Raw genomic sequence first — 12,426 nt, 5'->3', positions numbered from 1 at the left:
ATATGAGCGGTGGATCGCTGGGCCGGGTCGCGCTGAAGGGCGGTGCGTTCACCGGACTCGCACAGATCGGCAAGATCTCGATCACCATGGGGTCCGTGGTGGTGCTGGCGCGCCTCCTCAACCCGACCGACTTCGGTCTCGTCGCCGCCATCACGCCGATCCTCGCCTTCATGGGCCTTTTCCAGAACCTGGGGCTCCAGCAGGCCATCGTGCAGCGCAAGGAGGTCGACCGGGCCCTCCTCAACCAGGCCTTCTGGATCAGCGCCGGGGTGGGCCTCGCGGCGATGCTGATCATCTTCGCCGTCGCCCCATATGCGGCGGTGTTCTACGACGATGCGCGCATCTCCGGGCTGATGCGGACGGCGAGCGCGTCCCTCCTCATCGGCAGCCTCGGGACGGTGCCGATCGCGCTGCTATCGCGCCGGCTGCGGTTCGGCGTCCTCGCGATCTACGAATTCGCCATCGCGCTGACGGGTTTCCTCGCCGCCGTCGCCGGGGCGCTCGCAGGCCTCGGCTCCTACGCGCTGGTGGTCGCGACGCTCACCGGGGCGGCGATCGGGCTCGCCGTGGTGTGGAGCTCGGCGCCCTTCCGGCCGGCGGCGCCGCCACGCGCCATCGACGGCGCGCTCCTGAAATTCGGCGCCAACCTGACGGGCTTCAACCTCGTCAACTTCTTCGCCCGCAACGCCGACAACGTGCTGATCGGCCGCTATATCGGCCTCGATGCGCTCGGCCTCTACGACCGGGCGTACAAGCTGATGCTATTCCCGATCCAGAACATCAACCAGCCGCTCTCCCGGCTGATGGTCCCGCTGCTGAGCCGCATCTCCGACGACAAGGCGCGCTTCCGGGCGATCTACCGGCAGGTGACCTGGACGCTGGGCCTCGTCATCATGCCGGGCATCGCGACCCTGGCGATGTGCTCGCAGGAGGCGATCTCGATCCTGTTCGGGCCGGGATGGGCCGGTGTCGGGCCGATCTTCGCCTGGCTCGCCATCGCGAGCTTCGTCCAGCCGGTGACGGGAACGAACGGTTGGATCTTCATCTGCCAGGGGCGCACGGACATCATGTTCCGCCTCGGCGTCTACACCTCGCTGGTGACGGTCGCGGCCTTCGTCGTCGGGCTCAACTGGGGAGCCGTGGGTGTCGCGGCGGCGTACGCGGTGAGCGCCTACGCGCTGCGCCTGCCGGTCCTCCTCCTGGTGGTGGGCCGGCTCGGTCCGGTCCGCCCGATGGACCTCGGCGGCATCGTCCTCCTCCTCGGCGGCGCGGCGGGGGCGAGCGCGCTGGCGCTGCCGCTCCTCGCCGACCAGACCGGAGCGCACGGCGCCATCGCGACGCTCGCCCTCGCCGGGGTTCTCAACTACGCGCTGGCGCTGGTGGCGGTCCTCGCCGTTCCCTCCTCGCGGCGGACCCTCCTCCAGGTCGCGGCCCGGCTGAGGGACGCGATCCGCGGCCAGTCGGTTCGCGGCGGCGCGCTGGCCGACGCCTGAGGGAGGGGCCCGCCGGGTACGACGGAGAGCCGCGCGGCAACCCTCTGCCGGATTGCGCCACAGGGCAAAAAGGCAGCGCCCCGCTGGTCTTTTGCAGGAAACCGAAATCCACAACCAGAGGGCGCCGCCGCCAGAGGCGGCGACCGTCAGGGACCATCGCGGTTCCCGAAGTCCACCGGATCGGCCCGGACACGCACGATCGGACACCTTACAGCCGCAGGACAAGCCCCTTCGCGGCTTTTATATTTCGCCGATCGGCCCGAGCGCGCGATGTACGATCCGACTGAAATATTCGGAAAATTCGTTCCCTACAATTGCCATAGCTTCAACATCGTCATGCCAACGCGGCATGCTAAGGTGCAGCATATATGCAATCGAATTTGGGAGCGGAGGATAAATATTACGAGTAGGCTGCACAAATGCAGGCGCATTCCGAAGCGGACTGCACCCTCCTCGGCGAATGCGTCGGCAATCGCCGGGACCACGGTGACGACGATATCGATCGCCGTACGAGCCGGTTCTCCCGGAGGACCTGCCGCCGGGCCATGGAGTGATCGCGGCTCGGCAAGCGGCATGCTGCACGACACCGGCTGGTGAGCATGATGAGTATCGGTCCTATCCAACGGCTGGGTGACCTTTCCGGCGGACAGCCCATCCTCCCGTTCGTCCGCGACGTCCTGCGGAACGCGGGCCGCCGGGGTCTCCTGGGGTTCGGCCTTCACGTCGTCGGGGCGGTCGGAGAGGGCGTCGCCCTCCTCCTCCTCGTCCCCATTCTGGCGGCGGTCGGCGGGGCGTCCCGGGACGTCGAATTCGTTCCGCTCTACGACAACCCCGACGTCGTAACGTCATCGTCGGAGCCGCTGGTCGCCATCCTCGTCCTCTTCGTGGCGCTCGTCGCCGGGCAGTCGCTGCTGGCGCGGTGGCGGCACGTGGTGCTGGCGGACGTCGTCACCCGGTACGCCAGCGCGCTGCGGCTGCGGCTCGCGTCCTCCGTGGCCGAGGCCCGCTGGTCGGCGATCGTCCCCCTGCACCAGACCGACGTGACGCACGCCCTCGCCGGCGAGGTCGACCGGGTGACGGCGGCGGCGCATGGTGTCCTCGCCGTCATCCAGGTGGCGGTCCTCCTCCTCGCCTACCTCGCCGTGGCGCTGACGATCTCGGTGCCGATGACGCTGCTGGGGCTCGTCATCGGCGCTGCTGCGCTCGTCGCCGTGGCGCCGGCGCGCCGCCGCGCGAGACGGCTGGTCGACGACGTCACGCGCATGCACCGGCGGCGCAACCGCGTGATCGGCGACTTCGTCGGCGGGCTGAAGCTGGCCAAGATGCTGCTGGCCGAACCGGCCTTCGTCGCCGACTTAACCAGCGCGTTGCGGTCGATGGAGGCCGAGGACCACACCCGCACGAGCGTCGCCGGATGGGGGGCGGTGGCGTTCCAGACCATCTGCGCCCTCGCCTTTGCCGCGTTCGCGCTGGCGGCGATGACGGCGACCCCGATCGGCCTGCCGGCCTTCGTCGCCCTGCTTGTGGTCGCCTCCCGCGCCGTGCCGCGCATCCGCGAGGCCCGACTGGCGTTGCAGGCGATCCAGGACGACCTCCCCGCCCACGAGGCGCTCACCCGGCTCGCCGATACCCTGGACAGGGCCGTCGAGCCGAAGGCCGAGGCGCAGACCCCCGCGAAGCGGCCGCTGGCGCTGCGCCGGGCGGTGGCGCTCGACGGCGTCTCCTACCGTCACCCCGACGGCGGCGCGCTGAGCGACGTGTCGCTGACCTTGCCGTGCGGCTCGCTGACCGCGATAGTCGGCGCGTCGGGCTCGGGCAAGAGCACCATCGCCGACATCTTTGCCGGGCTTCTGGAGGTGGAGTTCGGCTCGGTGCGGGTGGACGGCCATGCCCTCACCCATGCGACGCGCCGGGAGTGGCGCGGACTGGTGGCGGCGGTGCCGCAGGACAGCACGTTCATCAACGCCAGCATCGCCCAGAACATGCGCCTAGCGGCCCCGACAGCCGACGACGCGGCCATCTGGCGTGCGCTGACGGACGCCGGCGCCGCACGCTTCGTCGCCCCGCTCAAGGACGGCCTACAGACCCTGATGGGCGACGGCGGCACTCGGTTCACAGGCAGCGAACGTCAACGCCTCGCGCTGGCGCGGGCGCTCCTCAGGCGGCCGCAGCTCCTGGTGCTGGACGAGCCTTCGAATGCGCTCGACGACGAGAGCGAGGCGCGCCTCGTGCGGACCATCGCCGGCCTCAAGGGGACGACGACCATCCTCATGATCACCCAGCGGCCGCCGCTGATCTCGATCGCCGACCGGATCGTGCGCCTCGGCAACGGGACCGTGCTCGCGATCGAGACCTCCGCCTCGCAGGGCGGCGCGCGTCCCGGTCAGACGAAGGCGAGGTCCCAGTCGACCGAGGCGAGCGTCGAGCCGCTGCCGCCGTCGCGCGAGTGGGTCGATATCTCGAGGCCGTAGTCGCCGGGGACGAATTGCTGGCCGCGGAAGTCGGGATTGGAATCGCCGAAGAGCGCGTAGGGCTCGACGCTCTCGGTGCGCGAGAATTCGAGCGCGCCGCTCAGCGCCATCGAGACGCTCTCCGTCGCGGCGTCGTCGGCGGCGACGACGATGGAGAGTTCCGTGGTCGGCAGGGCCGAGAGGTCGATCACATCGCCGTCCGACAGCTCGGTCAGGAAATGGTCGTTCTCGGCATCGACGAGGAATACCGTGACGCCGTCGTTGTCGGACGTATCGTGGCCGACCGAGAAGTCGATGGTCCGCTCCGCCAGCACGCTCCCCTCGCCGCGCTTGGCCGACATCGCGCTCACCGTGAGCGTATAGTCGCCCTCGGGCAGTGTGACGCCGCGCAGCTTTGTGAATCCGGCGTCGCCGAAGAGCGCGTACGGCGCCGCGCCCTCGATGATCGAGCGCGAGACCGGGCCGTCCAGCGTCATCACCAGCGACCGGGTGGCCGCGGCGAGCGCCGGATCGTCGAGCTGGACGAGGATGTTGGAACGGTCGTCGGCGATCTCGGCCGTGTCGACGATGGTCTCGTCGTCGAGGATCGCCTTCACCTCCCGCGTGGCGCTGTCGTAGAGGAGCAGCGAGAAGCCGGCGTCCGGCTCCGGCTCCTCCTCGCCGGGCAGGATGCCGTCCGCGGGCTCGATCGTGAAGTCGAAGCTCTGCTCCTCCAGGACGATGCCCTTGCCCTCCCAGCCGGAGTAGGCGGTCAGCGTCATCTGGTAGTCGCCGTCCGGCATCTGCTGCCCGTTGAGGGTCTCGCGGTCCGGATCGCCGAACAGCGCCCAGGGCGCATACTGCTCGTACTTGTGCTTCTCCAGCGCGCCGGTGACGTCGAAGCCGAGCGTGCGCATGCTGGTGCGCAGGTCGCGGTCGTAGGCGATGACGTTGACGGTGAGGTTGGCGTCGCCGAACAGGTCGCGGTCGATCGTCATCCCGTCCTGCAGGTAGGCGACGATCTCGTCGGTGTCCGTATTGACGAGCTGGACCGCGAAGTCGCCGATCAGCGGCGGCGCGGGCGGCTGCTCGATGTCGGTGAAGGGCGTAAAGGAGATCTCGTCGTAGTAGGCGCTGGTCGAGGTCTCGAAGGTCGGCTCGCCGAGGTGGGAGTTCCAGCCCGTCCAGATGCTCGCCATGATGCGGCCCTCGACGTCCGGCACAGGGGCGATGGTCGCCTCCTCGACGAGGACCAGCTCGCCGTCGACGTACCAGGACACGCTGTCCGGCCGCCATTCGAACGCGTAGGTGTGCATCCCCTCGGACGCGTCGAAGCCGAGGTCGATCTCCTGCTCGAACGTCTCGCCGTCGTTATGGTAGGCGACGTGCAGCTTCGTCGGGTCGAGGCCGTAGATCTCGATGTCGATCTCGTTCCAGTCGTCGCCCAGATGATCGCCGGTGTAGGTGAAGAAGGATGAGTTGACGCCCTCCTCCCCCGAGGCCTGCATCGTGACCTCGTAGCGGCCGTAGCCGTAGAAGTCGTAGGTCTGGATCTCCGCCCCGGTGTACGGCTTGCCGCCGCGGCTCTCCTTTTCGAGGAGGAGTTCGAGCACCCCCTCGTCATGGATGATCGCGTTGTTCGGCGACCACGAGGTGTCGATGTAGGAGTCGGCGTTGGTATAGCTCGAGACGTACCAGATGTCGGTGTCGAGCGAATCGAACGTTTCGTCGAACGGCGGCGCTTCGAGGACCATGAACGCACCTTCGGAAACTGTGGGTCGGCGCGGTCCAAACCACGCGCAGTGTACGATCAAGGCGTTGCACAGGTCCGCCGGCCCCCTCATCGTCAAATGTTAAGTTGAGGGTGGAACGTGGCATGATATCCAGGCGAGGCTCGTTCTTCCGCCGAAGTCCGGGCCCAAAGGATCGGTAATCTTTGAGAGGGAGGCGCCGTTCGATGCCCGGCCCCACATCCTTTGCCGTCATCGTCGGCGCCATGAAATGCGGCACCACCACGCTCTTCAACGAGCTGGCCGCCCTCCCCGAAGTCTGCGGCAGCGTCCCCAAGGAGCCGATGTACTTCTCCCGGCCCGGCTGGGACGACGGCCTGTCCCGCTACCAGGCCCTGTGGCCGGACTACGATCCGGCGATCCACCGCCTCGCCCTGGAGGGCTCGACCGAGTACGCCAAGTACCCCGACTTTCCGAACGTCGCGGAGCGCATCGCCGCGTTCGAGGCCGAGCACGGCCTGTCCTTCCGCTTCATCTACATCGTGCGCGACCCGATCGAGCTGATCCGGTCGGGCCTCGCCCACGGGCAGAATGCGGGCTGGTTCGACGGCGACCGCGAGCGGCTCTTCCGCCACCTCGTGCAGGTCGCCGACTTCGAGCAGCAGACCACCTTCTACCGCGAGACATTCGGGCCGGACCGGCTCCACATCATGCAGCTCGAGGCGCTGACCGCGGACAAGACCGCGACGCTTGCCCGGCTGTGCGCCTTCCTCGAGATCGATCCGCCGAGCCCGTTCGAGATCGGCGGGACCGCCTCGCGGCTCAACAGCGCGGAGCAGAGGAAGGCCGATCTCGACGCCGCCGCGGGCGCCGAGCACCTCGACCGGCTCAGGGCGCTGAAGGGGATCTACGGGAAGGTTGTCCCGCGCGAGATGCGCGAGCAGCTCCGCCCGACGCTCCAGCGGATGGCCGGACGCGTGCTGCGCCGCCCGGAGCCGCAGTGGCGCATCAGCGACGCGGAGCAGGTGGCGCTGCGCAACGCCCTCGCCGAACCGGTCGCCCAGTTCGCCGACCGCTACCACCTCGACCGCTCGGGCTGGACGCCGCTCTGACGTCCCGCCTCAGAGGCGCCTTTCCACCAGCGCACGCAGCTCGGCGATGTCCTTGCGCATCGCCTTGATCGACCGCGCCACCGTCTCGCCCTCCCTGACGATCTCGGCCCGGCTGTCGGCCGCGCTCTCCTCCACCGACTCCTGCATCGCCGAGACCACGACGCCGATGAAGAGGTTCAGCACCACGAAGGAGGTCAGCAGGATGAAGGGGACGAAGAAGACCCAGGCGTAGGGTGCCGCCTCCATCACCGGCCGGACGATCCCCATCGACCACGATTCCAGCGTCATGATCTGGAACAGCGTGTAGGCCGAGAGGCCGATGGAGCCGAACCAGTCCGGGAAGCGGTCCCCGAAGAGCTCAGTCGCCATCACCGAGCCGACGTAGAAGACGATGCCGAGAAGGAAGACGATCGAGCCCATCCCCGGGAGCGCGGCGATGAGACCGGTGACGACGCGCCGCAGCGACGGCACCACCGAGATGAGGCGCAGCACACGCAGGATGCGAAGCGCGCGCAGCACCTGGAACGGCCCGGACGACGGCACGAGGGCGATCGCGACGACGGTGAAGTCGAAGAGGCTCCAGGCGTCGGCGAAGAAGCGCCAGCGATGCACGTAGAGCCGCGCGGTGATCTCGACGACGAAGACGGCGAGGATCAGCCTGTCGAAGGCGAGGAGCAGCGGTCCGACGGCGTCGACCACGGACGTGCTCGTCTCGAGCCCCAGGGTGATGGCGTTGGCGATGATGAGGGCGGTGATGACGCCCTCCCACGCCCGGGTGGAAAGAATGGCTCTGAGCCGCTCGCGCATGTGTCGTTCCCTACTCGGCGTCGACGAGATAGGGACGGGACGCGCCGCCGACCACGGGTCGACCGCTCGGGACCGCCATGCGGTCGCAATGTCGCGGGGGGCGCCCCTCCGCCGGGCGGACCCGCTCCCCGGCGCGCGCGCCGGCCGGTCCGGCGGCGGCATCGCGGTCCGGCAGCCGGCGGGACGAACGATCCTGTGGACAGCGGCCACCGGCCCCGGGCGAACGACGGTGCTGCCGGCGGCTCGGCTCAGGCGGGGACGTCGGCGCTGATGGCGAGGGCGTGGACCGGGCCGGCGAGTTCGGCGGCCACCGCCTCGTTGACCATCCGGTGGCGCTGCAGGCGCGACTTGTCGCGGAACGCCTCGGCGGTGATGCGGATGCGGAAGTGCGTTTCTCCCTCCGGCCGCGCCCCCATATGGCCGGCGTGGAGGGCGGACTCGTCGATCACTTCCAGATGCGAGGGCGCGAACCGCTCCGTCAGAGTTTCTGTAATCCGATCTTGGACCTGGCCCATTTTTGCATCCATGGTTGAATTGTCTCTGTGCCGCAGGGGCACGGCCATTGACGCCGCGCGTCGAAGCCGCGACAGGTCAAGGGCTGCCATTCTTTTCGTGGCGTGTCACGACCGCGCCGCGCGCAATCTGTGCGGGAGAGTCCGATGACCCTGATCCGTCTGGTCCTGGTCGCCGCCCTGGCTCTGGTGTCCTGGCGTGCCGTTCCGGCCCGTGCCGAGGTCGGTTCGTACCTTCTGTTCGACATGGCGGACGGGACGATCCTGTCCGAGTACGAGCCGACGGCGCTCTGGTACCCGGCCTCGATCACCAAGCTGATGACGGCCTACGTGACCTTCCAGGCGATCGAGAAGGGCGAGCTGAAGCTCACCTCGCCGGTGAAGATCTCGCCCCAGGCCAATCAGCAGCCGCCGAGCCGCATGGGCTTTCCCGTCGGCACCGTCCTCACCGTCGAGACGGCGCTGCGGATCCTGATGACGAAGTCGGCCAACGACATCGCCTTCGCGCTCGCCGAGTCGGTGGGCGGGACGCTGGCGGGCTTCGTCGACCGGATGAACGCGGCGGCCGCCGATCTCGGCATGACGGCGACGATGTACGACAACCCGCACGGCCTGCCGAACGAGAAGCAGATCACGACGGCGCGCGACATCGCGGTGCTGATGATGGCGCTGACGAACGATTTCCCGGACCGGGCCGACTTCTTCTCGATGACCGGCGTCCAGCTCGGCGCCCGCAACATCCGCAACCACAACGCCCTCTTGCGGCAGGTCGAGGGGGCGGACGGGATGAAGACGGGCTTCATCTGCGCCTCCGGCTTCAACGTGGCGGCGACGGCGACGCGGGACGGGCACCGCCTCGGCGCCGTGGTGCTGGGCGGGCTCACGACGGTGGAGCGCAACGAGCGCGCGGGCGAGCTCTTCGAGAAGGGGTTCGTCGCGCTGGCCGACGGCGGGTCCGTCGCCCTCGACGGCTTCGACAAGGCCGACGGCCGGCTCGACCTGCGCCCGGTCGGCGGGACGCGCCTCGATCTCGGCACCGTCCAGGCGCTCGCCAATCCTGTGGACGCGACCGCCGCCGACCGGCGAGACGACGTCTGCGGCGCCCGCCGTCCGATCACCCGCTACTCCGACGGCACGGTCGCGACCGTCGCGGCGGTCGAGGCGCAGCGGGCCAAGGTGGCGGCCTACCGGCTGAAGATGGCCGCGCAGAAGCAGCTGAAGGCCGAGCTCCTCGCCGCCCCCCGCCCCGAGCCGATGTCGTTTGAGCCGGCACCGCCTCCGGAGCGCCGCCTCGCCGATGCCGAGCTGGTCCCCGCCGGCTGGCAGCCCGTTGAGCTCACCCTCCTCCCCCAGCTCCACCCGGACCGCCCGCACACGGCCGGCGCCGCCGCCAGCGCCACCGCCGAGACGAATGCGGACGATCCGGCCCCCCAGGCCGCGGACAGGGCGAAGCTCGCACCCGCGTCGTTCACCACGTCCGCCGGGCCATCCGGAAGCGCCCCCCAGACCCTCGCCCCGGACGGCTGGACGGCCTCGCCGGCGTTCCCGATCCCCAATCCCCTGGCGGTCGCCGAGCTGCGCGAGGCCTTCCCGCAGCCGGAACCGGAGCGCCCGCTCACCTACCTGACCACACAACCTCCGGCGGCGCCCTTCCCGATCTCGCTCGGCGGGGCCGACGCGGAGCGTCCGGACCCGCTGTCCGGCGCCATCGTCGGCGGTGGTCCCCCGCCGCTCCCGCCCGCGCGCCCGGCCCTCCCGGCCAACCAGGACGACACCGAGCCTCCGTCCGACGTGACGTAACGGTCGATTGCAAGCCGGGTGCCGGGTGCCGGGTGCCGGGTGCCGGGTGCCGGGTGCCGGGTGCCGGGTGCCGGGTGCCGGGTGCCGGGTGCCGGGTGCCGGGTGCCGGGTGCCGGGTGCCGGGAAGGTGCTTGACGCGGCGCATGCGCAGATGCAACCTATAGGCGCATTTTACGAGGTGGGTTGTGCTTGCACTGCAGCAGAAGATCGACGTACGCACACGTCGACCAGCTACAAAAGTCGCTGCGGAGCCGGTCGGGCCGCCCCGGCGCCATGCGCCGTCCCGCAAGCGGGTCACCGCCTACGACTTCGGCCTCGACGCGGAACGCAGCGTCGCGCTCTTCCTCCTCAGCGGCGGTTACGACATCATCGGCCGCCGCGTTCGGCTCCGTTCCGGGGAAGTCGACATCATCGCCACGCGGGACGGCGACGTCGCGTTCGTCGAGGTGAAGGCTCGCCGCAAGGGGTGGGACGGCCTTCTGGCGGTCGACGAACGCAAGCAGCGGCGCCTGTCCCGCGCCGCGGACGAGTGGCTCTCGCGCAACGACGCATTCGCCGCGTTCACGATCCGGTTCGACATCGCGCTCGTCTGGAGCGGCAGCCGGATCGAGTACATCGACAACGCCTTCGACTTCGTCCCGACGGATGATTTCGTCTGGTAGGCGGCTTCAGCCGTAGCGCGCGAGGATGTGCCGCGGCGGTCGGGGGATCGTCGGCGGGCAAGGGTGGGAGTTGTCCTCGCGCGCAGACGCCGAGCGCAATGAAGGCTGGGCCGTGGCCCGGTTCCATCGAGCCGGGCATGATGTCTGCCGTGAAATCCGCTGTCGGTCAGGCGGTCGTAGGGTGGGCCTTCGTACCAGCGGGCTCGTTGCTCCGAGAGTCGAACTGCATCCACAGTAAATTGTCCATGGTCTCTATGCGTTCGACCGCGCCCACCGTGGCGTCATTAGTCGCCCTGGAGCCCGTAATGTTGCCGCTCGGTGTGCCGGCAGCGGAACGCTCTGCTCATCGCCAGATTCGCCATGGCAAAGGACAGACTGAGGAAAGTCCGGGCTAACGGCTCGTCGGCGCATGTAGGCGAGAGGGCCAGAGGGCCAGAGGGCCAGAGGGCCAGAGGGCCAGAGGGCATTCCCATGTGTCACGCGTTCGATCTGACCGCGATCCACATCGGCATAATGGGTCGAACGGCACGAGACGGCGCGGGAGTTCGGCGGATGGCCGCAATTCATAGGGGCGTCGAATTGCCTGCGGGACGGCAGCACGGATCGGTATCGCAGGTGCGGTGCGTCGCGACGTGAGCTGGCGCGATCGGGCAGTCGGTCGTCTTGGAAAGGGTTGGAGCGGGCGATGGGGATCGAACCCACGACATCAAGCTTGGGAAGCTTGCGTTCTACCACTGAACTACACCCGCCTATCGACAGCACCACCGTTTCGGCACCGGACGTGTTCCGCCCTTCCGCGTCATCGGGAGCCGTCGATCCCACACATCTACAGCACTCCGATCTTCCTGATCAAGCGCAAGGCGGAAGGAAAGGAACCGCGTCTTCACGATCGTCGACGTTTTCCGCCGGGGGCGAGGCGGCAGGGGGCGGGGCGTCGGGCGTCGGGCGTCGGGCGTCGGGCGTCGGGCGTCGGGCGTCGGGCGTCGGGCGTCGGGCGTCGGGCGTCGGGCGTCGGGCGTCGGGCGTCGGGCGTCGGGAAGGTGTCACCAGGAGGTGCGCCGGGCGCAACGACGCCGGCTTAGGATCGGCGATTGACGAATCGCAAGTCGCGCCTCTCGGGGTGGTCTATCATCCGAGTCCGGTACCGGAAGTTCGCCGCTGCGCCGGCGCGCTGGCGGCCCGCACGAGATTTCCCGGCGAGTTTCGCCGGGTGATCGACGGGGCGAACCGGCGGTGGCCGCCGGCACCGTCTCTCGCCGGAGTTGTGGCCCCGTCGGGGCCGCGACGCTCGAATTCTCCCGGGAGTACACGACTTCATGGTCTCGGCCGGGCGAGACAAATTTTCCCCGCCGCGAGGGAGTGGGACAGCGCATCGGGGAACCCGCGCGGTACGGCCGGACGTGGGGTGCCCCGAGGCATCGGATCGGGGCACCGCATCCGGGGGACACCTCGGGAGCGATGCGACCGGCGTGGTGAGGGAAACAGTACGGTGCCGTCCGGAACGCGTCGGGGCGCCGAAGCCGGCGGCAGAAAGTCGCGCCGACGTTGAGGCGGGCCGCCGACGTTCGGCTTTCGAGGCGGCGACAAGGCCAGATGGCGCGGCCGGACGGCGTAGCCGGATGACGGGGCCCGGCGGCGCGGCCGGATGACGCGGTCCGGCGGCGCAGCCGGATGACGGGGCCCGACGGCGTAGCCGGATGACGCGGCCCGACGGCGTAGCCGGATGACGGGGCCCGGCGGCGCGGCCGGATGACGCGGTCCGGCGGCGCAGCCGGATGACGGGGCACGACGGCGCAGCCGGATGACAGGGTCGGGGCGTGGGGGGCAAGCGGCGGGGTCGGCGCGGCCGGCAGCGCGAAT

The 12,426-nt window shown here is 69.6% G+C and carries 8 protein-coding genes and 1 tRNA gene; 5 read left to right on the top strand and 4 right to left on the bottom strand.

The annotated features are described in order from the left end of the window. Positions 1 to 2: 2 nt before the first annotated feature. The gene (locus tag DLJ53_RS05035; RefSeq protein WP_111342857.1) at positions 3 to 1,493 is read left to right on the top strand and encodes a lipopolysaccharide biosynthesis protein; all 1,491 of its coding nucleotides are present in this window, start codon (positions 3 to 5) and stop codon (positions 1,491 to 1,493) included. 602 nt (positions 1,494 to 2,095) lie between these two features. Continuing rightward, positions 2,096 to 3,964, top strand: coding sequence for an ABC transporter ATP-binding protein (locus DLJ53_RS05030; protein ID WP_146619896.1), 1,869 nt, complete (start codon positions 2,096 to 2,098; stop codon positions 3,962 to 3,964). On the opposite strand, the gene DLJ53_RS05025 is transcribed toward DLJ53_RS05030, so the two are convergent. Continuing rightward, positions 3,877 to 5,697 (bottom strand): family 16 glycosylhydrolase, encoded by a 1,821-nt coding sequence (locus DLJ53_RS05025; RefSeq protein ID WP_162408899.1) that lies wholly within the window; start codon positions 5,695 to 5,697, stop codon positions 3,877 to 3,879. The genes DLJ53_RS05030 and DLJ53_RS05025 overlap by 88 nt on opposite strands. Before the next feature lie 203 nt (positions 5,698 to 5,900). Here DLJ53_RS05025 and DLJ53_RS05020 point away from each other — a divergent pair, with 203 nt between their 5' ends. After that, complete coding sequence (locus tag DLJ53_RS05020; RefSeq protein WP_111342853.1) at positions 5,901 to 6,785, top strand: sulfotransferase family protein; 885 nt, start codon at positions 5,901 to 5,903, stop codon at positions 6,783 to 6,785. A gap of 9 nt (positions 6,786 to 6,794) precedes the next feature. Here the strand turns inward: DLJ53_RS05020 and DLJ53_RS05015 are convergent, their stop codons facing one another. Both DLJ53_RS05015 and DLJ53_RS05010 read right to left on the bottom strand, forming a co-directional pair. After that, on the bottom strand, positions 6,795 to 7,592 hold the full coding sequence (locus tag DLJ53_RS05015; protein WP_111342851.1) for an ion transporter: 798 nt from the start codon (positions 7,590 to 7,592) through the stop codon (positions 6,795 to 6,797). A gap of 248 nt (positions 7,593 to 7,840) precedes the next feature. Then, positions 7,841 to 8,107, bottom strand: coding sequence for a BolA family protein (locus DLJ53_RS05010; protein ID WP_111342850.1), 267 nt, complete (start codon positions 8,105 to 8,107; stop codon positions 7,841 to 7,843). 144 nt (positions 8,108 to 8,251) lie between these two features. Here DLJ53_RS05010 and DLJ53_RS05005 point away from each other — a divergent pair, with 144 nt between their 5' ends. Both DLJ53_RS05005 and DLJ53_RS05000 read left to right on the top strand, forming a co-directional pair. Continuing rightward, on the top strand, positions 8,252 to 9,904 hold the full coding sequence (locus DLJ53_RS05005) for a D-alanyl-D-alanine carboxypeptidase family protein (protein ID WP_111342848.1): 1,653 nt from the start codon (positions 8,252 to 8,254) through the stop codon (positions 9,902 to 9,904). A gap of 185 nt (positions 9,905 to 10,089) precedes the next feature. Continuing rightward, complete coding sequence (locus DLJ53_RS05000; protein WP_202913002.1) at positions 10,090 to 10,566, top strand: YraN family protein; 477 nt, start codon at positions 10,090 to 10,092, stop codon at positions 10,564 to 10,566. Positions 10,567 to 11,240: 674 nt separating this feature from the next. Here the strand turns inward: DLJ53_RS05000 and DLJ53_RS04990 are convergent. Beyond that, positions 11,241 to 11,315 (bottom strand) — tRNA-Gly (locus DLJ53_RS04990). Positions 11,316 to 12,426: the final 1,111 nt, after the last annotated feature.

Origin of the sequence: Acuticoccus sediminis, from assembly GCF_003258595.1 — a bacterium.
GTDB lineage: Bacteria > Pseudomonadota > Alphaproteobacteria > Rhizobiales > Amorphaceae > Acuticoccus > Acuticoccus sediminis.
Note: the sequence above shows the minus strand (reverse complement) of the source record. Positions and strands in the feature narration are given on the sequence as shown.